Below are 21,986 nucleotides of genomic sequence, written 5' to 3'. Positions count from 1 at the left end.
AGACTGACGGCATGGCACGAACCACGAGTGGCGAAGACCCGATCGCCGAGCGCAGTGAGAGCGAAGCCGCACCGAATCCGGTGTGGTTCAAGCCCGTCATGATCGGGCTCATGCTCGTCGGGCTGGTCTGGGTTCTCTTCTTCTACCTGAGCAACATGCAGTACCCGATCCCCGGGATCGGCGCATGGAACCTCGTCATCGGCTTCGGAATCGCGTTCATCGGGTTCCTGATGACGACCCGCTGGCGCTGACGCACCGAATTACACCGGTGTGATTCATCCCCAGGTGTGGATGGAACTGTGGATAACTTCTCAGCCGACCAATGACGGCACGGCGAGGAGACCGACGAGCACGACGCCGACGACGACGAGCGACCCGATCTGCAGGGGTCGCTGCTTCGCAGCTCGTGTTCTCGCGTAGACGAACCCGACGAGTGCTCCCACGACCAGGCCACCGAGGTGCGCCTGCCAGGAGATGCCGACGGCGTTCAGCTGCTCGACGAAAGAGCCCGAGCCGATCGAGTTGATCAGGGCGAGCACGAACGGGAAAGCGAAGTTGATTCCGATCAGCACGGCGATCACGCGGATGTCGGCACCGATGTGGCGCCCGATGACGAGCAGCGCGCCGAAGAGGCCGAAGATCGCGCCCGACGCCCCGACGACACTGGTCAGCGGCGCGAGCAGCGTCACGGCCACCGATCCGCCGACCGCACTGATCAGGTACAGCGCGAGGAAACGCCCCCTACCCAGCAACGGCTCGAGACTGCGACCGAGGATCCACAGAGTGAACATGTTCAGGGCCAGGTGCAGGAAGCTCGCGTGCGCGAGTGCTGCGGTGAGCACCCGCCACGGCTGGAACGGGTAACCGGGCGAGACGAATGCGCTGTTGAACACCAGCATCGACTGGATCACCGGGCCGTAGCCCGGGATCAGCGTGAGGATGTAGAACAGCGCGGTGATCGCGATGATCGCGAGGGTGACCACGGGTCGTCCGCTCGACACGGTGGCGAGGGCCTGCGGCCTCCGCGCCCAGCGACGCTCGGCCTTGCGCTGCACGGGAGTGCGAGCCTTCCGCTGCTCCGCCATGCACTCGGGGCAGATGACCCCGACAGCACCCTGCGTCTGGCATTCGGGGCAGATCGTGCGCATGCACCGCTGGCACAGCACGAAGCTCTGCCGGTCGGGGTGCCGGTAGCAGAAGTTGTCGCGGTTGCGACGGAACTCGTCCGTGGTCACCGGTGTGCGATCAGACGGAGACGACGTCGATCGACGAGATCACGACGGGCTCGACCGGACGGTCGCCGGCACCGGTCGGTACGGCGGCGATTGCGTCGACGACGGCCTTCGACGCGTCGTCGGCGACCTCGCCGAAGATGGTGTGCTTGCCCTGCAGCCACGGGGTCGGGTCGGTCGTGATGAAGAACTGCGAGCCGTTGGTTCCCTCGGCCTTGCCGGTGATGGCGTTGCGGCGCAGGCCGGCGTTTGCCATCGCGAGCTTGTACGGAGCGGCGAAGTCGAGCTCGGGGCTGATCTCGTCGTCGAAGTTGTAGCCCGGGCCGCCGATGCCCTGTCCGAGGGGGTCGCCGCCCTGGATCATGAAGTTCGGGATGATGCGGTGGAAGATCACGTCGGAGTAGAGCGCGCCCTTTCCCGGCTTGCCGGTTCCCGGGTCGGTCCACGCCTGCGAACCGTCGGAGAGTCCCACGAAGTTCTGCACCGTGCGGGGTGCCTGGTCTCCGAAGAGGTTCACGACGATGTCGCCGTGGTTGGTGTGGATGGTCGCAACCGCGCTGTGGATAGGCATGGGTACATTCTCGCAGAGTTATAAGCAAGCCCCTCCGTCCGGACAAGCCCGCTTCTGGCAGTATGGGTGCACACGTCCCATCTATCCGGGAGGGCATCATCGTGAGCCTCAGCCGTAAGCGCAAAAAGCAACTCCGCAAGCTTCAGGATCAGGCATCGAAGCTGTGGGAATCGCAGCAGGTCCTCGTCGGGGAGAGCGCGCACGTCGCGCGTGAAGCCGGACGCCAGTTGGGTTACTTCGGCCGCGAGCAGGTCGTACCCACCGTTCAGGATTCGTACCAGAAGTACGCAGCTCCCTACGTCGACCGCAGCGTCGGCTACTCCAAGCACGTGCTGTCCGACAAGGTCGTGCCGGCTGCCGGCGCCGTCGTCGGCTCCGCACTGTCGGTGTGGGATGCCGCGCACGACACCCGCGACCGCATCGCCAAGGGACGCGGCCTCGAGCTCCCCGACGCGAAGAAGTACGCCAAGCGCGCCGATAAGTACAGCAAGAAGGCAACGCGGAAGCTCTCGAAGAAGCTCTCCGTGCAGCCCCACCACGACGGGATCAGCGCCGGCGGCGTGATCGCCATCATCCTCGGTGTCGCCGCTGCCGTGGGCGTGGCCTACGCCGCATGGCAGACCCTGCGCGCCGACGACGAGCTGTGGGTGGCCGACGACCCGCTGCGCGCCCCCGACGCGTGACACCGGACCCCACGGAGCGCGTGCGCTCGGCGGCTGCCGAGCGTGGGCTCGATATCGAGGTGCGAGAGCGCCCCGCGGCCCACAGCCTCGTCGAGGCCGCCGCGCTCCTGGGGATCCGTCCCGCCGACATCGTCAAGACCCTGGTCGTCAAACGTTCCGACGACACCTTCTTGTTCGCTCTGATACCGGGCGATCGGGCCATCTCCTGGCCCAAGCTCCGCGCGGTCGTCGGCGTCAACAAGCTCCGCCTGCCCGAACCTGAGCTCGCCCTCCAGGCGACCGGGTACGAGCGCGGCACGATCGTTCCGATCGGCAGCTCCACCGAGTGGCCCGTCTTCGCCGACGAGCGCATCGTGGGCACGCGGATCGCGATGGGGGCAGGGGCCCACGGATACAGTCTGTTCGTCGATGCCGACGCCGTGATCGAGGCGTACAGCGCGACGGTCGCCGACATCTCGGGCGACCTTCCCGATTCCTAGCGGCCGGCCATCTTGAGGCCGATCTCGACGAGCTTGACCTTTTGCAGGTGGCGCACATCCGGCAGGTCGAACCAGGCTGCGCGATCGGTCGACCCGTCGATCTCGTTGCGCAGGCGCCCACCGATGACGCGCGCTCGATACACGATGCGCAGGGTGTGAAGCGGTCCCGCAGCGTCGGCCGTCAAACGACTGGACGCCGGGATCACCCGTGAGTGGATGCCGAGCAGGCTGTCGACCGAAACCCGATAGCCGGTTTCTTCGCGCACCTCACGGCGCACCGCGTGCTCGGGCTCCTCACCGGGCTCGAGGCCCCCGCCGGGGAGCGTCCACGCCGCTCGGCGTCCTTCGTTCCAGTGCGCCAGCAGCATCCGATCATCGGCGTTGATGACGACGGCGTATGCGGCGACCCTGGTATCCATCCGCTCCACACTACTCAGGCTCCTAAGCTGGCGAGTGTGATGGCACCGCGTTCACCCGAAGCCGCTCGGCTTCTCTCGCTCGCGGCCGACTACATGCTGCAACACGGCGTCGGCGGAATCTCCCTCTCGCGCCTGGCCAAAGACATCGGATCGAACAATCGGATGCTTCTGTACTACTTCGGTTCGAAGGACGAACTGTTCACCGCCGCCATCCTCGAGGCCTACGAGCGGTTCCCGGGTCTGCATGGCCTGATGGCCGCGCTCAGAGACGGCGACGGCGGTCTCGAGGAGCGCATCGCTCACGGGTGGCGCACCATCCGCGCGGCGGAGCATCGGGCCTATGTCGCGTTGCTGTTCGAGTCGTTCTCCATCGCCGTGCGCGAGCCGGCCGAGAACAGGAACCAGATCGCAGCCGTCGGAGCCGAATGGCCGGCCGGCCTCACCGACCTCTTCCTCGCGCACGGACGTGAGCCCGCTGTGGCGCGGCGCGAAGCCACCCAGCTACTCGCCCTCTGGCGTGGCCTGCAGTTCATGCTCCTCGAGGGCGCCGACACCGCCGAACTCGACGGGGCCCACGACCGCGCCGTCGCCGCCATGTTCGGCGGCGGTGCCTCCTCCGAGCGCTCAGCTAAGTGAGGTCACCGACGCATCCGCTCACGGAGCGTGTCGCCGTCGACGCGGTCGGCCAGACGTCCGCGCTCGCGCAGGATCGGAAGCACGAGTTCTCCGAAAGCGGCGATGTCGCGGGTACCGAAGACGGGCTCGATGAGAAAGCCGTCGAGCCCGGTCTCGACAGCCAGAGACTCGATGCCATCAGCGACCTCGTGCGGATCTCCCACGATGCGGAACCCCCGGGTTCCCTTTCCTTTCAGGTCGTCGATGATCTCGCGCACGGTCGGCGCGGGCGCGCCGTTCGCACCGAGGTACCGTTCGATGTTGCTCGTGCCCATCTGACCGACGGGGCCGCCCGCCTCGAGCACCTGGTGAAGGGTCAGGTCGAGGTCGAGGGCCAGGAGGTCGATGCCGGTATTGCCGGCGTACAGCGTCGCGACGACATCATCGGTCTGCATCGCGTCGAACTCCGCGGCCAGGCGGTGCGCCTCCTCCGACGTCTCTGCGACCACGACGGTGAGTCCCGACATGATCCGCGGATCGTCGCGCCCCTGCTCTGCGGCGACCTCGCGGATGTGCGCCACGTTGCGGGCGGTGTGCGCGGGAACCGTGGCCTGCACGAAGACGCACTCGGCGTGGGTCGCCGCGAAGGCACGACCCGCCGGTGACGTCCCCGCCTGGAAGATGACGGGCGTCCGCTGCCGCGTCGGAGGGGCCCCGAAGTATCCGTCACTGCGGTAGTGCTCCCCGTCGTACTTCACCCGGGTGATTCCCGCCCGCTCCGCGTAGACCCCGCGCACCGGGTCGGCGACGAGAGCGCCGTCCGACCACGACTCCTCCCAGTACCTCTTCGCGAGCTCGACGTATTCGGCCGCCATGGCGTATCGCACGTCGTGGGGAACCATGGAGGTGTGACCGAAGAGCTCGGCCACGGCGTTCTGCGAAGAACCCGTGACCACGTTCCAGCCGAACCGTCCGTTCGAGATCGCGTCGAGGGTCGAGAACCGCCGCGCCAACTGCACCGGGTGATCGACGCCCGTGTTCGCCGTGATCACGAAGCCCAGCCCCGTCGTCTCGTGCATCAGGATGGGCACGAGGCCGGCCGGGTCGTACCCCGAGAAGTTGATCCCCCTCTCCACCGCGCCCAGGGCGATGTCATCGCCCAGGATGGGATAGCCGAACCCGTCGGCGAAGAACAGGAAGTCGTAGCCGGTGCGATCCATGATCCGCGCGATGTCGACCCAGTGCTGCGGGTCGGCGAAGTCGATCGAGTCGCTCAGCGGGTGCGGCCAGCTGAGGGTTCCGCCGATCTGGGGTCCGTAGACCTCGAAGACTCCGAAATGCAGACTCACCGCGAGCCCTCCACCGAGATCCGATCCACGCCGCATCCTTCCTTCGCTCTCTCGTGCGACCGATGACGACGTCGATGACGAGAGCGTGCCGAGCGACCGACCCGAAGTGAATCGGTCAGTTCACACGGTAGAGCGCGGTTGTTTCGAGGGAATGACGCGACCTCGTCACGCGAGTAACGGTCTCGAGTTCGGCGAAGCACACAACGAAAGAGCGGCCGCCCTGCCGGGCGACCGCTTTCCCATCTGTGGAGCCTAGGAGATTCGAACTCCTGACATCCTGCTTGCAAAGCAGGCGCTCTACCAACTGAGCTAAGGCCCCGGGGCTGTTGTGGGGCTACCAGGACTTGAACCTGGGACCTCTTCATTATCAGTGAAGCGCTCTAACCGCCTGAGCTATAGCCCCGAACTACATCGACGCAACATGTCGTCAACCTCGAAGACTTTACCGGAACCGCGGCGAATTCACGAATCGGTGCCGCGCCGGTCCGCTGTGCGGCGCGGCGGTTTGGTTCACTGATCACGTGACCTCTGACGCTCCCGCACACGACGGCGAAGAACACGGCACGGGGATCGGTCGCCGACTCAACTGGCTGCGAGCCGGCGTGCTCGGTGCGAACGACGGCATCGTCTCCGTCGCGTCGCTCGTCGTCGGTGTCGCGGGCGCCGGAGCCGGCATACCCGCGATCCTCGCCGCCGGTGTCGCCGGGCTCGTGGGTGGCGCCACCTCGATGGCCTTGGGCGAGTACGTCTCGGTGAGCAGTCAGCGCGACAGCGAACGTGCGCTCATCGCGAAAGAGAAGCGAGAGCTGCGAGATATGCCGGAGGAGGAGCTGGCGGAGCTGGCGCTGATGTACCGCCGCCGCGGGCTGACGGAGTCGACGGCCGCACAGGTCGCCCGAGAGCTGACCGCGCACGACGCACTCGCCGCGCACCTCGAGGTCGAGCTCCACATCGATCAGGACGACCTCGTCAGCCCCTGGCAGGCCGCCGCGTCATCCGCGCTCGCATTCACCGTCGGAGCACTGCTCCCGCTTCTGGCGATCCTGCTGCCCGCGCCCGAATGGCGCGTGCCCGTCACGGCCATCGCCGTTCTCGTCGCCCTGGCATTCACCGGCACGGTCAGCGCGCGACTCGGTGGCTCTTCCGCTCCCCGGGCCGTCGTGCGTCTCGTCGTCGGCGGCGCGCTGGCGCTGGCAGCCACCTACGCGATCGGCGCTCTCCTCGGAACCACCGGCGTCGTGTGACGCCGCGACAGGATCAGTTCGAGGTGAAGCCCACGAGCAGACCGCCGCTCACCTTGACGGCGAGGTTGTAGATACCCGCGATGACCGCGCCGAGCACGGTCACGACGATGAGGTTCAGGATGGCGACGATCGCTGCGAATGCCATCACCTGCGGCAGACCGACGAAGGTCTTGATCGACACACCGCCGTCGGAGAAGCTCGTGAAGAACTCATCGACCTGATCGATCAGACCCGTCGTGTTGACGACCATGAAGACCAGGAAGAACGACACCACGGTGACGATCGCGAGCGCGACCGCCGCGAGGAACGACAGCTTCACCGCCGACCAGAAGTCGACGTAGACCAGACGTAGGCGAACCTGCTTCGCGGTGGTCTTGTGCGTCGATTTCTTGGCGAGCTTGTCGGCTACCGTGCTCATTCGTCCGCGCTTTCCTCAGGTGTCTCGGTCGGCTCTTCGACAGACTCGGTTGTGGGCTCGGGTGCAGGATCTGCGACCGGGTCGGCATCTCCGTCGGATTCGGATGCTTCGGCCAGGCCGCGCTCTCCGTTCCGGGCGATCGCGATGATGCGATCATCGCCTCCGGCACGTGCGAACACGACTCCCATCGTGTCACGACCCTTGGCGGGCACCTCGGCCACGGCAGAGCGTACCACCTTGCCGCTGGCAAGAACCACAAGGATCTCGTCGTCCGCGGAGGCGATGAGACCGCCCGCGAGATCGCCTCGATCGTCGCTCAGACGCGCGACTTTGATGCCGAGTCCGCCGCGGCTCTGGGTGCGGTACTGGTCGACCGCGGTGCGCTTGGCGTAGCCTCCCTCGGTCACGACGAAGACGAATCCGTCGTCACTGACGAGGGACGCGGACAGCAGGCTGTCGTCGCCGCGGAACGACATGCCCTTCACACCCTCGGTGGCACGTCCCATGGGACGCAACGAGTCGTCGGTCGCCGTGAAACGGAGTGACATGCCGTGCCGGCTGATGAGGAAGACGTCATCACCCTCATCGGTGAGCAGGGCGCTGACGAGCTCGTCGCCGTCCTCCTCGTCTGCGCCGCGCAGCTTGATGGCGATGACACCGCCCTGACGGTTGGTGTCGTATTCGGTCAGTCGCGTCTTCTTGACGAGACCGCCGCGCGTGGCCAGGACGAGGTAGGTCGCGACGTTGTAGTCGCGGATGTCGAGGATCTGGGCGATCTCTTCGTCGGGCTGCAGCGCGAGCAGGTTCGCAACATGCTGACCCTTCGCGTCGCGACCGGCTTCCGGAACCTCGTAGGCCTTCGACCGGTAGACGCGACCCTTGTTGGTGAAGAAGAGCAGCCAGTGGTGCGTGGTGGTGACGAAGAAGTGCTCGACCACGTCGTCGGCTCGCAGCTGCGCGCCCTTCACGCCCTTGCCGCCGCGGTGCTGCGAGCGGTAGTTGTCGCTACGTGTGCGCTTGATGTAGCCCTCGCGCGTGACGGTGACGACCATCTCTTCCTCGGGAATGAGGTCTTCGATCGACATGTCGCCGTCGTAGCCCGGAAGGATCTCGGTACGACGGTCGTCGCCGTACTTCGCCACGATCTCGGTGAGCTCGTCGCGAATGATGGAACGCTGGCGGGCGGGGTCGGCGAGGATGGCCTTGAAATCGGCGATCTGCAGCTCGAGCTCGGTCGCCTCGTCGATGATCTTCTGGCGCTCGAGAGCAGCCAGTCGGCGCAGCTGCATCTGGAGGATGGCGTCGGCCTGGAGACCGTCGATGTCGAGCAGCTCGATCAAGCCGGTGCGGGCGTCGTCCACCGTGGGGGAGCGCCGGATGAGCGCGATGACCTCATCGAGGGCATCGAGGGCCTTGAGGTACCCGCGCAGGATGTGAGCGCGCTCCTCGGCCTTCCGCAGACGGAAGGTCGTGCGTCGCACGATGACGTCGATCTGGTGCGCGATCCAGTAGCTGATGAAGCCGTCGAGCGGCAGGGTGCGGGGCACTCCGTCGACGATCGCAAGCATGTTGGCGCCGAAGTTGTCCTGCAGCTGCGTGTGCTTGTACAGGTTGTTCAGCACGACCTTGGCCACCGCATCGCGCTTGAGCACGATCACCAGGCGCTGACCGGTGCGGTCGGAGCTCTCGTCGCGGATGTCGGCGATCCCGGTGATCTTGCCATCCCGCGCCAGGTCGCGGATCTTCACCGCGACGTTGTCGGGGTTGACCTGATAGGGCAGTTCGGTGATCACGAGGCACGTACGGCCCTGGATCTCCTCGACGTTGACGACGGCGCGCATCGTGATCGAGCCGCGACCCGTGCGGTACGCGTCTTTGATGCCGCGCGTTCCGAGGATCTGCGCCGCGGTGGGGAAGTCGGGCCCGGGGATGCGCTCCATGAGCGCTTCGAGCAGCTCCTCGCGACTGGCCTCTGGGCGCTCGAGCGCCCAGAGCGCACCGGCGGCGACCTCGCGCAGGTTGTGAGGCGGGATGTTGGTCGCCATGCCGACGGCGATACCCACCGAGCCGTTGACCAGCAGGTTCGGGAAGCGCGCCGGGAGCACGACGGGCTCCTGGGTCTGCCCGTCGTAGTTGTCCTCGAAGTCGACGGTCTCTTCTTCGATGTCGCGCACCATTTCGAGCGCGAGGGGAGCCATCTTCGTCTCGGTGTAGCGCGGGGCGGCCGCACCCTGATTGCCCGGGGAGCCGAAGTTGCCCTGTCCGAGAGCGAGGGGGTAACGCAACGACCACGGCTGGACCAGCCGCACGAGCGCGTCGTAGATCGGGGCGTCGCCGTGCGGGTGGTACTGCCCCATGACCTCGCCCACGACACGGGCGCATTTGGAGAACGACTTGTCGGGACGGAAGCCGCCGTCGTACATGCCGTAGATCACGCGGCGGTGCACGGGCTTGAGGCCGTCTTCGACACGCGGCAGCGCGCGACCGACGATGACACTCATCGCGTAGTCGAGATAGCTCCGCTGCATCTCGAGCTGCAGATCGACCTGGTCGATGCGGCCGTGGTTGTGCTCGGGGGTCGAGCGTTCTTCGTCAGCCATGTGTTCTTTCCGTTGATCGGTCCCGGAGCTTGCCCCGGGGCGCGAGTGAACGCGTCAGATGTCGAGGAAGCGCACGTCTTTGGCGTTGCGCTGGATGAAACCGCGACGCGACTCGACGTCTTCGCCCATGAGGACGGAGAAGATCTCGTCCGCCGCCGCGGCGTCGTCGATCGTCACCTGGAGGAGGGTGCGCGTCTGGGGGTCCATCGTGGTCTCCCACAGTTCCTTGGCGTTCATCTCGCCGAGACCCTTGTAGCGCTGGATGCCGTTGTCCTTGGGTACACGCTTGCCGCTGGCGATGCCCTCCGCGAGCAACGCGTCGCGCTCACGATCGCTGTACACGTACTCGTGCGGAGAGTTCGACCACTTCAGGCGGTAGAGCGGCGGCTGACCGAGGTAGACGAATCCCGCCTCGATGAGACCCCGCATGTACCGGAACAGCAGCGTGAGAAGCAGGGTGGTGATGTGCTGACCGTCGACGTCGGCATCGGCCATCAGCACGATCTTGTGATACCGCGCCTTCTCGATGTCGAAGTCCTCGCCGATGCCGGTGCCGAAGGCCTGAATCATGGCCTGCACCTCGTTGTTGCCGAGTGCACGATCCAGACGCGCGCGCTCGACGTTGAGGATCTTGCCGCGGAGAGCCAGGATCGCCTGGATGTGCGGGTCGCGACCCTGTACCGCCGAACCGCCGGCCGAGTCTCCCTCGACGAGGAAGATCTCGCTGATCTTGGGGTCTTTGCTCGTGCAGTCCTTGAGCTTGTCGGGCATGGACGCCGACTCGAAAACACTCTTGCGACGCGCGGTCTCGCGCGCCTTGCGTGCCGCGAGACGAGCGGTGTTCGCATCCATCGCCTTGCGGACCACGTTCTTGGCCTGCGTGGGATTGCGATCGAACCAGTCGCCCAAGCGGTCGCCCACGGCCTTCTGCACGTACGCCTTCGCCTCGGTGTTGCCGAGCTTGGTCTTCGTCTGACCCTCGAACTGCGGCTCGGAGAGCTTCACCGAGATGACGGCCGTGAGTCCCTCGCGAACGTCCTCGCCGGAGAGGTTCTCGTCTTTCTCCTTCAGGAGGTTGTTCGCGCGTGCATATTTGTTGACCAGGGCCGTGAGGGCCGCACGGAAACCTTCTTCGTGCGTTCCGCCCTCGTGGGTGTTGATCGTGTTGGCGAACGTGAAGACGTTCTCCGTGTAGCTCGTCGTCCACTGCATGGCCATCTCGAGCGCGATCTTGCGCTCGGTGTCTTCGGATTCGAAGTCGATGATCACGTCGTTGACGACGTCTGCGCGGCGCACCTTGTTCAGGTACTCGACGTAGTCGACCAGTCCGCGCTCGTACAGGAAGCTGTCGTTCGGGTGGTGCGGCGTCTCTTCGCCGTCTTCGCTCGCCTCGACCGAGATGGCATCCGGACGCTCGTCGCGCAACGTGATGCGGAGCCCCTTGTTCAGGAAGGCCATCTGCTGGAAGCGCGTGCGAAGGGTCTCGTAGTCGAAGTCGACCGTGTCGAAGATCGTGGCATCCGGCCAGAACGTGATGGTCGTACCGGTCGCGTCGCTCGGCTCGGCCTGGGCGAGGGGTGCCTCGGGCACGCCGCCGTTGCGGTACGACTGGCGCCAGAAGTAGCCCTGGCGCTGGACGGCGACCTCGAGACGCGAGGAGAGGGCGTTGACGACCGACGAGCCGACACCGTGCAGACCACCGGACACCGCGTATCCGCCACCGCCGAACTTGCCGCCGGCGTGCAGCACGGTGAGGACGACCTCCACCGTCGACTTGCCCTCGGTGCGATGCATGTCGACGGGAATGCCTCGACCGTTGTCGACGACGCGGACGGCGCCGTCTTCGAGGATGGTCACCTCGATGGTGTCGCAGTAGCCGGCCAGGGCCTCGTCGACCGAGTTGTCGACGATCTCGTACACCAGGTGGTGGAGTCCGCGGGCACCGGTGGAGCCGATGTACATGCCGGGGCGCTTGCGAACCGCCTCGAGCCCTTCGAGTACCTGGATCTCATCGGCGCCGTAGTCGTTGTGGACTTTCTCTGCGGGCCGGGATTCGGGTTCTTCAGGAACGCTGTCGGGGTTCACGGACGTCATAGGTTTCGCGCGCTCCACATCGGTCATCGGTAACTCGGCCAGTCTACCCTGTGCCGACAGGATCCCGACGCCTATACGCCTCTGTGACGCGATGAAAACGCCGTAACCAAGATCGGACCTGGCTCAACCGTAGGTATCGCGCGGACCACGGCCCTGAATCGCTCTGGGACCCCATTTCCAAGAGGGGACGTCAGGTCCGATGAACCGGATGCTGTCGACCCCCGCCTCCGGGAACCGCCGGACGATCTCCGACAGGATCTGCGCGCGCATGAGCTGGAGTTGCTTGGCCCATGCCGTCGAATCGGCCTGCACCGTCAGCATCCCGGCGTCGAGTGCCACCGGCCGCGTGTGCTTGGCCGTCTCGTCGCCGGCCACGTCGTCCCACGTGCGGACGAGGTCTTCGCGGGCGAGGGCGGAGTTCCATCCGGCCGTCCGCGTCAAGTCGGCGAGCACATCGCCGACACCGTGGGGATCGCGGCCGGCCGAGAAAGGGACGTTCTCCTCGGAGTCGGCCGAGCGTCGCTGCCGGCGCTTGCGACGGTAGGGAGAAGGCTCCAGTCCGCGCAGGCGGAGGTACGTCGCCATCGATTCGGGGAGATCGACCTCATCAGACATCGGGCGTCTCGACGATCCGTCCGGAATCGACCCGCACGAGGCGCGCACGGAGCGCGTCGGGCACGTCTTCTTCCACCGCCGAGGTCACGATGACCTGCTCATAGCCGCCGACCAGATCGGCGAGCCGCGACCGACGTCCGGCGTCGAGCTCCGCGAAAACGTCGTCGAGGATGAGCACCGGATCACCCAGACGCGACTCCGCCCGCAGCAGCTCCGCTGACGCGAGTCGCAGGGCGAGCGCGACCGACCACGATTCGCCGTGCGAGGCATAACCTTTCACCGGCAGGCCGCGCACGCGCAGCACCAGATCATCGCGATGCGGGCCGACGAGGGTCAGCCCTCTCTCGAGCTCGGCGGGACGTCGCGCGGCGAGGGCGGCGCGGAACTGCTCGGCCAGAGAACCCGAGTCGAGAGATTCACCGTCGATCGACTCATCGTCTTCGGGGTCTCCGCCGCGTACCGAGAGCGCCCAATCGAGGCGCGGATCGTGATCGGCGCCCGCGATAGCGGTGTAGGCGGCGGCGACGGGGGCCGCGAGATCACGAGCGAGCGAAAGCCTCGCCTCGATGACCTCGGTGCCGAGCGCGACGAGTTTGTCGTCCCACACGTCGAGAGTGGACAGGGCATCGCCGCGTACGCCCCGTGCTCTCGCAGATTTGAGCAGGGCGGTGCGCTGCTTGAGCACGCGGTCGTAGTCGCCGAGCACACCCGCAAGACGGGGAGTGCGCTGCACGAGCAGCTGATCGGCGAATCTGCGACGGGCGGACGGGTCTCCTCGTACGATCTGGAGATCTTCGGGGGCGAACAGGATGACCTGCGCGTACCGCGGCAGCTCCGCCGTCTTCACGGCCGCGCCGTTGATCCGGGCCTTGTTGGCACCCTGGCGGTTGACCTGCAGTTCGAGCAGCACGCTCCTCTCGCCGTGCGCGAGGCGCGCGCGGACGATGGCGGCCTCCGCGCCGTCGCGCACCAGGGGGGCATCGTTGGATACCCGGTGCGACCCGAGGGTGGCGAGATAGGCGATCGCCTCGGCCAGATTCGTCTTTCCCTGGCCGTTGCGACCGACGAACACGTTGGCGCCGGGACCGAGCGACACGTCGGCGACCGCGTAGTTGCGGAAGTCGACGAGACTCAGCTGCTCCACGATCACCGGGGAAGCCTACCCGCGACGTCCGACGTCAGCGCAGGAGGAGGTTCGGCTGCAGCAGGTACTTGAACGACTCCTCGCCGCCCGACGTCTGGGGCGTGACCAGCACGGGGCTGAGCTTGTTGGCGTTCTCGCTCGACGTGAAGGTGACCCGCGCGAACTCGCTGCGGACCGCACCGAGCGACTCGAGCAGGTACTGCGGGTTGAGCCCGAGGGTGACGTCCTCGCCGACGAGAGTCGCGTCGACCGATTCGGAGGCGCGCGCCTGCTCGGTGCCGGACGCATCCATCGACACGCCGTCGGCGGTGAACGTGAAACGCAGCGGTGCGGAACGGTCGAGCACGAGTGCGACACGACGAACCGCTTCGGCGAGCTCGGCGGTGTTGACGACCGCGTGGTGCTCGGTCGCTTCGGGGAAAAGACGGCGGACCGGCGGGAAGTTGCCCTTGATCAGCAGCGACGTCACGGTCTTGTTACCCGCGGTGAACGCGATGATCTCGCGGTCGCCCGACCCGGAGAAGGCGATCGAGATGTCACCACCGTGGGCGAAGGTCTTCCCGACCTCCTGCAGGGTTCGTGCCGGGACGAGGGCGGTGGTCGGCTCGTCGGAGGCCGACGTTCCGCCGTCCCAGGGGATGTCACGAAGCGCGACGCGGTAGCGGTCTGTGGCCACCAGGCTCAAGCGCGTTCCCGACACTTCGAGCTGCACGCCGGTGAGAACCGGGGTGACATCATCGCGCGACGCGGCGAAGGCGACCTGCGCGATGGCCGTCGCGAAGTCTTCGGAGGGGACGAGACCGGATTCGCCGTTGACCTCGGGGATGGCGGGATATTCCTGAACCGGCATCGATGCCAGTGTGAAACGTGCCGAACCGCAGGTGAGCACGATTCCGCCGTCGTCGTCGACGACGATCTGGATCGGCGCGTTCGGTAGGCGGCTCGCGATATCGGACAGCAGACGCCCGTGTACGAGGATCGTGCCCGGTTCGTCGACGGTCGCCTCGATGGTGGTGCGGGCGGATGCTTCGTAGTCGAAAGCGGCCAGTGACAGACCTTCGTCGCTCGCTTCGATCAAGACTCCCGCAAGGATCGGCTGCGGGTTCCGCTGCGGCAGGAGCTTGACGACGAACGACACGGCTTCGCTGAACACATCACGATTGACGTGAAATTTCACGGGTGCTCCCTCGACGTCGGGCTTGGGTTACTCATGCTAGTGCCCGCTCCCGGATGATCCGGAAAGCCCGTTCCCGTCGTAAAGGTGATCGACCCGGCTTGCTTAACAATTTTTGTTCTTCATCTTGTTAACAGCTGTGGAAACTGTGGACAACTCGGTGGATACCTGTCGCGACATGGGAACTACACGCGTGTGAGATGTGGATCCGGTGAGGAAACCGCCCCCAACGTGTCGTCGTCGGGATCACAGCATCCGAGGCTCTGTCCACAGGTCCGTCGGATCCGTGCACATCCCGCGCACGGGAAATCGAAGTTATCCACACGTTTTCCACATGTGCAGAACGCCCTCTCAGAACGCCTCCGAGGGGCCTCGAGCGCACGAAAAAGCCCCCGAGACCCGCGGAAGGGTCGCGGGGGCTCACGCGAGGGGTCAGCGCGATCGGCCGAGCTGCGTGGTGATCTCCGTCACCTGGTTGTAGATCGACCGGCGCTCCTTCATGAGGTCGCTGATCTTCTTGTAGGCGTACATCACCGTGGTGTGGTCGCGGTTTCCGAACAGCTGACCGATCTTCGGCAGAGACAGGCTCGTGCGCTCGCGGCACAGGTACATCGCGATCTGACGGGCGATCGCGATCGACTGCGAGCGACTGGACCCGTAGAGATCGTCGACCGAGAGCTTGAAGTACTGGGCGGTCGCCGTGATGATGTCGGTCGGCGAGACGACGTTCTGGTCGTCCTGATCGATGATGTCGCGCAGCACCGTCTGGGCGAGTGACATGTCGAGCGTCGAACGGTTCAGACTGGCGAACGCCGAGACACGGATGAGTGCGCCCTCGAGTTCACGGATGTTCGACGAGACAACGGTCGCGATGTACTCCATGACCTCGTCGGGAATCTCCAGTCGCTCGCTCTGCGCCTTCTTGCGCAGGATGGCGATACGCGTCTCGAGGTCGGGTGCCTGCACGTCGGTGATGAGGCCCCACTCGAAGCGGCTGCGCATGCGGTCTTCGAAGCCGGTGAGGTGCTTGGGGGGCACGTCGCTGGTGATCACGACCTGCTTGTCGTGGTCGTGGAGCGTATTGAAGGTGTGGAAGAACGCTTCCTGGGTCTCGGCCCGACCCTGCAGGAACTGGATGTCGTCGATCAGCAGGATGTCGACATCGCGATATCTGGCCTGGAACGCCGATCCGCGGTTGTTCACGATCGAATTGATGAAGTCGTTCGTGAACTCTTCGCTGGAGACGTAGCGCACGCGGATGCCGGCGTACATGCTCACCGCGTAGTCGCCGATGGCGTGGAGAAGGTGGGTCTTGCCCAATCCGGAGTCGCCGTAGATGAAGAGAGGGTTGTACGCCTTCGCGGGTGCCTCGGCGACGGCGACCGCCGCGGCGTGCGCGAAACGGTTGGACTGCCCGATGACGAAGTTGTCGAACGTGTACTTCGGGTTGAGACGGGTGTCGTTGCGCGAGGCGGGGGATGCGGACTCGGACGTGTCGTCCATGTTCGGGCGCGAGTGGGGAACCGTCGCGGGCGCAGGTGCCGGCGCCGGTTCGTGATCGATCTCCGGATGCGGCGAGTTCGCCGGCGAGCTGAGATGAGCGTCGATGAGGTCGGGGTTCACGGCGACCCGGAAGGATGCGGCGGGTTCGGGTGCGTCGACGCGGGTGAGGGCTTCCAGCAGAGGAAGTCGAAGACGCTTGTTGATCTGCGCCGCGGTCAGATCGTTCGGTACGTCGAGGTACAGAACGCCGGCGTAGACGCCGCTGGGAACGACGAGGTTGAGAAACCCGCGGAGCTGGGGAGTCACGCGGTCGTCACGGTCGAGCATCTCGAGAACCGCGGGCCAAATGGGGACGTCGGCGACCTCGTTCGGTGACATCGTCCCCCCGGGAGCTCGCGCGTCTCAGATCGACGGGCGCGCCGAACCTGTGGATAACTATCGGAGACACACGTTAGTCAGCGGTCGTCACGAGAGCAAAACCCACTGTAGATCCGGGCGGCGTGTCATTGCCAGGGGGAACCCCACAGGTTGGGGATAATCGCTCTTTGGCCTCGATCGGGTTTGAGTTCTCGGGAAGTCCGGCTTAGTCTTAGTCGGTTGACTTATGCCCTCGTGGCAGTCCCCACCGTCTGGGCCCGGATGATCGCCCGGGCGGCATCCGATACCGGAGTTATCTCATGAGCAAGCGTACGTTCCAGCCCAACAACCGCCGTCGCGCCAAGAAGCACGGCTTCCGTGCCCGCATGCACACGCGTGCCGGTCGCGCCATCCTCTCGGCTCGGCGCGCCAAGGGGCGCACCGAGCTCTCGGCCTGACCTCACTCGGTCTCACCCACCCCGTGCTCGCGAAGCCGAACCGACTCACGCGCGGATCGGACTATAAAGCCACCGTCCGGCGCGGTGCTCGGTGTGCGGGAACGCACACCGTCACCTACGTGGGCGGTGGCGGCGATGCGCCGGCACGATTTGGTTTCATCGTGAGCCGTCAGGTCGGTTCGGCGGTCACGCGCAATCTCGTCCGGCGCCGGCTGAAAGCCGTCTGCGCCGAGGCTCTCGAGCTCGTCCGACCCGGGGCGGATGTCGTCATCCGCGCTCTGCCCGGTTCGGCGACGGCGGACTTCTCGGAACTGCGCGACGACGTCGTCCGCTGTCTGAAGCGGAGGGCCGCATGAGCGCCTCCACTCTGCCCACTTCGTCGACGGGGAACGGGCACTGGGTCGCATCCGATCTCATGCGCTCGGCCCCTCTCCTTCCGCGCAACACGGCGCTGGGTGTGCTCCACGCGTATCGCGCAACGATCTCCCACGTCTACGGCGACGTGTGCAAGTACTACCCCTCCTGTTCGGCGTACGCGGTTGGTGCGGTGCAGCAGCACGGGGTCGTGAAAGGCGTGGTTCTGGCGGCCGCGCGACTCGCCCGCTGTCATCCCTGGGCTCAGGGTGGCATCGACGACGTGCCGCCTCACCGCGCCTTCCGCTATGAGCTCACCCGGCACGGCTTCGTCGTGCCCCCCGGAAAGGACTGACTCTTGGGCTTCGACCTGATTGGAACCATCCTCTGGCCGCTGAAGTGGCTGGTCGAACTCGTGCTGGTCGCGTGGCACTGGGTGTTCACGGCGATCGGCCTGGCGCCCGCAGCGGGTCTGACGTGGGTGCTCTCCATCGTCGGTCTGGTGATCGTCGTGCGCGCCGCGCTCATTCCCCTTTTCGTCCGCCAGATCAAGAGCCAGCGGAAGATGATGGAAATTGCTCCTGAACTGCGGAAAGTTCAGGAGAAGTACCGCGGTAAGAAGGATCAGCTCTCTCGTGAGGCCATGAGCCGCGAGACGATGGCGCTCTATAAGAAGCACGGCACGACCCCGGTGTCGAGCTGTCTGCCGTTGCTCGTACAGATGCCCGTGTTCTTCGCTCTGTTCAGCGTGCTCAACGACGTGCAGAAGATCGCCGCCAACCCCAGCTTCAGTGGTGTCGGCCTCCTCGACAACCGCCTCACGCAGGAGTTCTACGACGCCAAGCTCTTCGACGTCGCTTCACTTCACGTCAACCTCACGACCGCATGGAGCCAGCCCGACGGCCAGGTGTCGGTCATCATCCTGATCATCCTTGTGGTGCTGATGATCTCGTCGCAGTTCTTCACCCAGCTGCAGATCATCTCGAAGAACCTGTCCCCCGAGGCCAAGACCGGCCAGGCCTACCAGATGCAGCGCATCATGCTCTTCATCCTGCCGCTCGGCTTCATTTTCTCCGGTGTGTTCTTCCCGCTCGGCGTCGTCATCTACTGGTTCGCCAGCAACCTGTGGACGATGGTTCAGCAGTTCATCGTCATTCGCGAGATGCCGACACCCGGATCCGAGGCTGCCAAGGCCCGCGAGGAGCGCCTGGCTCGCAAGGGCAAGGCGATCGACTCGAACGGCAAGGTCGTTCCGATGGAGAAGTACCAGGCCGAGCAGCAGCGTCTGCTCGAGGAGGCCGAGCGTGCACGCGCCGCAGCCCCCAAGCGCCAGCAGCCGGTCGGCAAGCAGCGCTCCAAGAAGCAGGGCACCAAGCCGACGGCCGCCCGTCCGGCAGTGTCGCCGCCGTCCCCCGACGCGCCCGACGCACCCACACCTCGCTGACCGCCTCACCTGAAAGACGATCATGACGACTTCCGAGCAGACCGAAGCACCCGCCCCCGCGACCGATGAGCAGCTCGAGCAGGAGGGCGACATCGCGGCCGACTATCTCGAAGCGCTGCTCGACATCGCTGACATCGACGGCGACCTGGCGATGGATGTCCGCGCCGGTCGCGCCTATGTCTCGGTCGAAGCGGATGCCGCGGGCCCCATCGCCCGCCTCGCAGAGCCCGAGACGGTGCGCGCCCTGCAGGAACTCACCCGGCTCGCTGTGCAGAACAGCACCGGGCGATTCTCGCGTCTCATCCTCGACGTCGGTGGATCGCGCGACGCTCGCCAGCGCGAGCTGGAGGTTCTCGTCGATCGTGCGATCGCGCGTATCGAGGAAGGGTCGTCGCAGGCCTCGCTGCCGGCGATGTCTAGCTACGAGCGGAAGCTGATCCACGACATCGCGGCGGACCGCGGATACGCGTCCGAGTCGTTCGGCGAGGGCGCGGACCGTCACCCCGTCATTCGCCGAGCCTGACGCGTTTCACGTGAAACATCGATGACCTCTCTCGAAGCCGAGCCGGCGGCCGCCGCTGTCATCTTCGGCGACACGATCGATCAGGCCCGTCGGTTCACGAACGCCCTCGCCGAGCACGGTGAGGAACGCGGTCTGATCGGACCCCTGGAACTCCCCCGGCTGTGGACGCGTCACGTCCTCAACAGTGCCGTCGTCGCACCGCTCTTCTCGGGGCGGGTCGGCGACGTCGGTTCCGGCGCCGGGCTCCCGGGTATCGCGCTCGCGATCGCACGCCCCGACGTCGAGTGGGTTCTCATCGAACCGATGGAACGTCGCACCGTGTGGTTGGCCGAGCAGGTCGACGCGCTCGGATTGACCAATGTCGAGATCGTCCGCTCGCGCGGTGAGGAGTGGTCGGGAGCCGGAACTCTCGATATGGTCACCGCTCGCGCAGTCAGCGCGTTGAAGACGCTTCTCCCCTGGACCGCACCTCTCGTTCGCAGCGGTGGCGAACTCGTTCTCCTCAAAGGTGCGAATGCGCAGAACGAGATCAGCGCGGCGACGAAACACCTTCGTGCGCACAAGGTGACGGATGCACGGGTCGAGGTGGTGGGTGCAGACCTTCTCGCTGAGCCCACGCGCGTCATTCGTGCTGACGTCCGCGCATAGCCACAAGTGCGCTCCCGTTTCACGTGAAACATCGACGATCGGCTCTCGCTCGATAGATGCGGGCGTGGGGCCATGGTGTTTCACGTGAAACACCCCCCGAATGGATGCTGTCGGCACCCTGACGTAGACTCGATCGAGTGTGCCGAACCGGCGAGAAGGAGAGAGTTTCACGTGAAACATCCCGATGACCGGTCGCCGATGGATGCTTTCGAGGACTCGCCCATCGCACGCGAGATCGCCAACCTCTCCGCCCGTAGACGCGCACTCGAGGGTGTCGAGGTGCAGCTGTCCGGCGAGACCCGCGTCATCACTGTCTCGAATCAGAAAGGCGGCGTCGGGAAGACGACGAGTGCCGTCAATGTCGCCGCCGCGCTGGCTCAGGTGGGGGCTCGTGTGCTCGTCATCGACCTCGATCCGCAGGGTAATGCGTCCACAGCCCTAGGCGTGCCCCACAATGCCGAGGTTGCGAGCATCTACGACGTGCTGATCGATGAGGTTCGTCTGGCTGACATCGTGCAGCGGAGTCCGGAGTCTCCCCATCTCTTCTGCGCGCCGAGCACCATTCATCTCGCCGGTGCCGAGATCGAGCTCGTCTCGCGGGTCGCACGCGAACACCGCTTGCGCTCGGCCCTCGATGAATACGTGAACGATCCCGATCACCGCATGGACTTCGTGATCATCGATTGCCCTCCGTCGCTCGGTCTCCTCACGATCAACGCCTTCACCGCAGCCCGCGAAGTTTTGATTCCGATCCAGTGCGAGTACTACGCCCTCGAAGGTCTGAGCCAGCTCCTCGGCAGCGTGCAGATGATTCAGAAGCATCTCAATCCCAGCCTTCGTCTGTCGACGATCCTGCTGACCATGTACGACGGACGTACGCGTCTCGCTCAGCAGGTGGCGGAGGAGGTGCGACAGCATTTTCCGAACGAGGTGCTTCGCACCGTCATCCCGCGATCGGTGCGCGTATCGGAGGCGCCGAGCTTCGGGCAGACCGTCATCGCCTACGATGGGCAGTCGGCCGGCGCCATTGCCTATCGCGAAGCCGCGATCGAGATCATCCGGCGAGATGCCGTTGACCGGAAGGAAGCCTGATGGCGAAGAGGACTGGCCTGGGCAGGGGGATCGGCGCGCTGATTCCGACCGCGGAGCCGAGTGAGGCGCGTCCCGTCGACGTGTTCTTCCCTGACGGGCAGGCGCAGGCGGCGGCCGATCAGGCAGCGGTGGCGCGTGCCGACGATGAGGCCGCGCAGCTCGTCACGGTGCCTGGTGCCCGGTTGATCCAGGTCGACCCCCACAAGATCGTTCCGAATCCCCGGCAGCCTCGAACGAATTTCGATCCTGACGATCTCGCCGAGCTCGTCCACAGCGTCCGCGAGTTCGGGGTGCTGCAGCCGGTCGTCGTGCGACCGCTGGACGACGGGACCTACGAGCTCATCATGGGGGAGCGACGCACACGCGCGTCGCGTGAGGCCGGGCTCGAGACGATCCCCGCGATCGTGCGAGAGACCTCCGACGAGAATCTTCTGCGCGACGCCCTCCTTGAGAACCTCCATCGTTCTCAGCTGAACCCGCTCGAAGAGGCATCGGCGTACCAGCAGCTGCTCGAAGACTTCGGCATCACTCAAGACGTGCTGGCGACCCGCATCGGTCGCTCTCGTCCTCAGATCAGCAACACGATCCGTCTGCTTCGCCTCCCCGTCCCGGTGCAGCAGCGGGTTGCGGCCGGCGTTCTCACCGCGGGACACGCACGTGCCATCCTCTCGGTCGACGGGCCCGACGCCATGCAGCGTCTGGCCGACAAGATCGTCAACGAAGACCTCTCGGTGCGCGCGGCGGAGGCAGCGGCGAAGACTCCCGAGCTGAAGCGAGCCGCTCCGAAGGCCGGCGCTCGGCGAGGGCATCTCGACGAGGTCGCGGAGCGGCTGGGTGACCGGCTCAACACGAAGGTCAGGATCGCCCTGACAGCTCGTAAAGGCCAGATCAGCATCGATTTCGCAACCATCCAGGATCTCAATCGGATTCTGTCGGAGATCGGCGAAGAGGGCTACGGAGCCTGAGGCTG

Annotated in this window: 24 protein-coding genes and 2 tRNA genes; 13 read left to right on the top strand and 13 right to left on the bottom strand. The window is 65.7% G+C overall.

The genetic code is table 11. The annotated features are described in order from the left end of the window. Positions 1–11 precede the first annotated feature (11 nt). Complete coding sequence (locus DEU34_RS13205) at positions 12–251, top strand: cell division protein CrgA (RefSeq protein WP_121150989.1); 240 nt, start codon at positions 12–14, stop codon at positions 249–251. A gap of 60 nt (positions 252–311) precedes the next feature. Here DEU34_RS13205 and DEU34_RS13200 read toward each other — a convergent pair whose 3' ends face one another. Both DEU34_RS13200 and DEU34_RS13195 read right to left on the bottom strand, forming a co-directional pair. After that, the gene (locus DEU34_RS13200) at positions 312–1,235 is read right to left on the bottom strand and encodes a rhomboid family intramembrane serine protease (RefSeq protein ID WP_121150987.1); all 924 of its coding nucleotides are present in this window, start codon (positions 1,233–1,235) and stop codon (positions 312–314) included. Between the two features lie 10 nt (positions 1,236–1,245). Then, the gene (locus DEU34_RS13195; RefSeq protein WP_121150985.1) at positions 1,246–1,803 is read right to left on the bottom strand and encodes a peptidylprolyl isomerase; all 558 of its coding nucleotides are present in this window, start codon (positions 1,801–1,803) and stop codon (positions 1,246–1,248) included. A 101-nt stretch (positions 1,804–1,904) separates the two neighbouring features. Here DEU34_RS13195 and DEU34_RS13190 point away from each other — a divergent pair, with 101 nt between their 5' ends. Together DEU34_RS13190 and DEU34_RS13185 are read left to right on the top strand one after the other, a co-directional pair. Continuing rightward, a complete protein-coding gene (locus DEU34_RS13190) occupies positions 1,905–2,486 on the top strand; it encodes a DNA helicase (RefSeq protein ID WP_121151573.1) in 582 nt (193 codons plus the stop codon). Next, a complete protein-coding gene (locus DEU34_RS13185) occupies positions 2,483–2,965 on the top strand; it encodes an aminoacyl-tRNA deacylase (protein WP_259460161.1) in 483 nt (160 codons plus the stop codon). The genes DEU34_RS13190 and DEU34_RS13185 overlap by 4 nt, the downstream gene beginning before the upstream one ends. Here the strand turns inward: DEU34_RS13185 and DEU34_RS13180 are convergent. Then, a complete protein-coding gene (locus DEU34_RS13180; protein WP_121150982.1) occupies positions 2,962–3,384 on the bottom strand; it encodes an NUDIX hydrolase in 423 nt (140 codons plus the stop codon). The two genes, DEU34_RS13185 and DEU34_RS13180, sit on opposite strands and share 4 nt — an antisense overlap. Positions 3,385–3,423: 39 nt before the next feature. Here DEU34_RS13180 and DEU34_RS13175 point away from each other — a divergent pair, with 39 nt between their 5' ends. Next, positions 3,424–4,020 (top strand): TetR/AcrR family transcriptional regulator, encoded by a 597-nt coding sequence (locus tag DEU34_RS13175; protein ID WP_121150980.1) that lies wholly within the window; start codon positions 3,424–3,426, stop codon positions 4,018–4,020. 2 nt (positions 4,021–4,022) lie between these two features. Here the strand turns inward: DEU34_RS13175 and DEU34_RS13170 are convergent, their stop codons facing one another. The 3 genes from DEU34_RS13170 to DEU34_RS13160 all read right to left on the bottom strand — a co-directional run bounded on the left by DEU34_RS13170 (position 4,023) and on the right by DEU34_RS13160 (position 5,751). Next, entirely contained in the window at positions 4,023–5,348 is a 1,326-nt protein-coding gene (locus DEU34_RS13170; protein ID WP_183042482.1) for an NtaA/DmoA family FMN-dependent monooxygenase, read from the bottom strand. Between the two features lie 246 nt (positions 5,349–5,594). Further along, positions 5,595–5,667 (bottom strand) — tRNA-Ala (locus tag DEU34_RS13165). Between the two features lie 10 nt (positions 5,668–5,677). After that, positions 5,678–5,751, bottom strand: a tRNA-Ile gene (locus DEU34_RS13160). 118 nt (positions 5,752–5,869) lie between these two features. On the opposite strand from DEU34_RS13160, the gene DEU34_RS13155 reads away from it, so the two are divergent. Continuing rightward, the gene (locus DEU34_RS13155; protein WP_121150976.1) at positions 5,870–6,592 is read left to right on the top strand and encodes a VIT family protein; all 723 of its coding nucleotides are present in this window, start codon (positions 5,870–5,872) and stop codon (positions 6,590–6,592) included. A 13-nt stretch (positions 6,593–6,605) separates the two neighbouring features. Here DEU34_RS13155 and DEU34_RS13150 read toward each other — a convergent pair whose 3' ends face one another. The 7 genes from DEU34_RS13150 to dnaA all read right to left on the bottom strand — a co-directional run bounded on the left by DEU34_RS13150 (position 6,606) and on the right by dnaA (position 16,518). Then, positions 6,606–7,010, bottom strand: a complete 405-nt coding sequence (locus tag DEU34_RS13150; RefSeq protein WP_121150974.1) for a DUF3566 domain-containing protein — start codon at positions 7,008–7,010, stop codon at positions 6,606–6,608. Further along, positions 7,007–9,610: a DNA gyrase subunit A gene (gyrA, locus tag DEU34_RS13145; protein ID WP_121150972.1), complete on the bottom strand. Its 2,604-nt coding sequence runs from the start codon at positions 9,608–9,610 to the stop codon at positions 7,007–7,009. Before gyrA ends, DEU34_RS13150 begins: the two co-directional genes overlap by 4 nt. A gap of 54 nt (positions 9,611–9,664) precedes the next feature. Next, positions 9,665–11,704 carry a DNA topoisomerase (ATP-hydrolyzing) subunit B gene (gene gyrB / locus DEU34_RS13140; RefSeq protein ID WP_121150971.1) on the bottom strand — a complete coding sequence of 680 codons (2,040 nt, stop codon included), beginning with the start codon at positions 11,702–11,704 and terminating at the stop codon, positions 9,665–9,667. A gap of 123 nt (positions 11,705–11,827) precedes the next feature. Next, positions 11,828–12,319, bottom strand: coding sequence for a DUF721 domain-containing protein (locus DEU34_RS13135; protein ID WP_121150969.1), 492 nt, complete (start codon positions 12,317–12,319; stop codon positions 11,828–11,830). Then, positions 12,312–13,469: a DNA replication/repair protein RecF gene (recF, locus tag DEU34_RS13130; RefSeq protein WP_121150967.1), complete on the bottom strand. Its 1,158-nt coding sequence runs from the start codon at positions 13,467–13,469 to the stop codon at positions 12,312–12,314. The genes DEU34_RS13135 and recF overlap by 8 nt, the downstream gene beginning before the upstream one ends. Positions 13,470–13,497: 28 nt before the next feature. Beyond that, the gene (dnaN, locus tag DEU34_RS13125; protein ID WP_121150966.1) at positions 13,498–14,640 is read right to left on the bottom strand and encodes a DNA polymerase III subunit beta; all 1,143 of its coding nucleotides are present in this window, start codon (positions 14,638–14,640) and stop codon (positions 13,498–13,500) included. Between the two features lie 429 nt (positions 14,641–15,069). Further along, positions 15,070–16,518, bottom strand: a complete 1,449-nt coding sequence (dnaA, locus tag DEU34_RS13120; protein WP_121150964.1) for a chromosomal replication initiator protein DnaA — start codon at positions 16,516–16,518, stop codon at positions 15,070–15,072. Positions 16,519–16,817: 299 nt separating this feature from the next. On the opposite strand from dnaA, the gene rpmH reads away from it, so the two are divergent. The 8 genes from rpmH (at position 16,818) to DEU34_RS13080 (ending at position 21,981) form a co-directional block, all read left to right on the top strand. Then, positions 16,818–16,955 carry a 50S ribosomal protein L34 gene (gene rpmH, locus DEU34_RS13115; RefSeq protein ID WP_026302947.1) on the top strand — a complete coding sequence of 46 codons (138 nt, stop codon included), beginning with the start codon at positions 16,818–16,820 and terminating at the stop codon, positions 16,953–16,955. Between the two features lie 23 nt (positions 16,956–16,978). Next, positions 16,979–17,311 carry a ribonuclease P protein component gene (rnpA, locus tag DEU34_RS13110; RefSeq protein WP_121150963.1) on the top strand — a complete coding sequence of 111 codons (333 nt, stop codon included), beginning with the start codon at positions 16,979–16,981 and terminating at the stop codon, positions 17,309–17,311. Continuing rightward, positions 17,308–17,664: a membrane protein insertion efficiency factor YidD gene (yidD, locus tag DEU34_RS13105; protein WP_121150961.1), complete on the top strand. Its 357-nt coding sequence runs from the start codon at positions 17,308–17,310 to the stop codon at positions 17,662–17,664. Before rnpA ends, yidD begins: the two co-directional genes overlap by 4 nt. Before the next feature lie 3 nt (positions 17,665–17,667). Continuing rightward, positions 17,668–18,753 (top strand): membrane protein insertase YidC, encoded by a 1,086-nt coding sequence (gene yidC / locus DEU34_RS13100; RefSeq protein ID WP_121150959.1) that lies wholly within the window; start codon positions 17,668–17,670, stop codon positions 18,751–18,753. 22 nt (positions 18,754–18,775) lie between these two features. Further along, complete coding sequence (locus DEU34_RS13095; protein WP_121150957.1) at positions 18,776–19,276, top strand: R3H domain-containing nucleic acid-binding protein; 501 nt, start codon at positions 18,776–18,778, stop codon at positions 19,274–19,276. Positions 19,277–19,297: 21 nt separating this feature from the next. Then, positions 19,298–19,924, top strand: coding sequence for a 16S rRNA (guanine(527)-N(7))-methyltransferase RsmG (rsmG, locus tag DEU34_RS13090; RefSeq protein WP_121150955.1), 627 nt, complete (start codon positions 19,298–19,300; stop codon positions 19,922–19,924). Between the two features lie 198 nt (positions 19,925–20,122). Next, complete coding sequence (locus tag DEU34_RS13085) at positions 20,123–21,016, top strand: ParA family protein (RefSeq protein WP_121150953.1); 894 nt, start codon at positions 20,123–20,125, stop codon at positions 21,014–21,016. Further along, positions 21,016–21,981 carry a ParB/RepB/Spo0J family partition protein gene (locus DEU34_RS13080; RefSeq protein ID WP_121150951.1) on the top strand — a complete coding sequence of 322 codons (966 nt, stop codon included), beginning with the start codon at positions 21,016–21,018 and terminating at the stop codon, positions 21,979–21,981. The genes DEU34_RS13085 and DEU34_RS13080 overlap by 1 nt, the downstream gene beginning before the upstream one ends. Positions 21,982–21,986 lie beyond the last annotated feature (5 nt).

Origin of the sequence: Microbacterium sp. AG1240 (assembly GCF_003635115.1) — a bacterium.
Classification (GTDB): Bacteria; Actinomycetota; Actinomycetes; order Actinomycetales; family Microbacteriaceae; genus Microbacterium.
The sequence above is the reverse complement of the archived record's forward strand: the minus strand, read 5'-3'. Positions and strand labels throughout refer to the sequence as shown.

Bases quoted from the DNA above. Each gene is read 5' to 3' on its own strand.
- DEU34_RS13205 (WP_121150989.1), top strand. From the start codon at position 12: ATGGCACGAACCACGAGTGGCGAAGACCCGATCGCCGAGCGCAGTGAG.
- DEU34_RS13195 (WP_121150985.1), bottom strand. From the start codon at position 1,803: ATGCCTATCCACAGCGCGGTTGCGACCATCCACACCAACCACGGCGAC.
- DEU34_RS13180 (WP_121150982.1), bottom strand. From the start codon at position 3,384: ATGGATACCAGGGTCGCCGCATACGCCGTCGTCATCAACGCCGATGAT.
- DEU34_RS13175 (WP_121150980.1), top strand. From the start codon at position 3,424: ATGGCACCGCGTTCACCCGAAGCCGCTCGGCTTCTCTCGCTCGCGGCC.
- DEU34_RS13150 (WP_121150974.1), bottom strand. From the start codon at position 7,010: ATGAGCACGGTAGCCGACAAGCTCGCCAAGAAATCGACGCACAAGACC.
- gyrA (WP_121150972.1), bottom strand. From the start codon at position 9,610: ATGGCTGACGAAGAACGCTCGACCCCCGAGCACAACCACGGCCGCATC.
- gyrB (WP_121150971.1), bottom strand. From the start codon at position 11,704: ATGACGTCCGTGAACCCCGACAGCGTTCCTGAAGAACCCGAATCCCGG.
- DEU34_RS13135 (WP_121150969.1), bottom strand. From the start codon at position 12,319: ATGTCTGATGAGGTCGATCTCCCCGAATCGATGGCGACGTACCTCCGC.
- dnaA (WP_121150964.1), bottom strand. From the start codon at position 16,518: ATGTCACCGAACGAGGTCGCCGACGTCCCCATTTGGCCCGCGGTTCTC.
- rpmH (WP_026302947.1), top strand. From the start codon at position 16,818: ATGAGCAAGCGTACGTTCCAGCCCAACAACCGCCGTCGCGCCAAGAAG.
- yidD (WP_121150961.1), top strand. From the start codon at position 17,308: ATGAGCGCCTCCACTCTGCCCACTTCGTCGACGGGGAACGGGCACTGG.
- DEU34_RS13095 (WP_121150957.1), top strand. From the start codon at position 18,776: ATGACGACTTCCGAGCAGACCGAAGCACCCGCCCCCGCGACCGATGAG.
- rsmG (WP_121150955.1), top strand. From the start codon at position 19,298: ATGACCTCTCTCGAAGCCGAGCCGGCGGCCGCCGCTGTCATCTTCGGC.
- DEU34_RS13085 (WP_121150953.1), top strand. From the start codon at position 20,123: ATGGATGCTTTCGAGGACTCGCCCATCGCACGCGAGATCGCCAACCTC.
- DEU34_RS13080 (WP_121150951.1), top strand. From the start codon at position 21,016: ATGGCGAAGAGGACTGGCCTGGGCAGGGGGATCGGCGCGCTGATTCCG.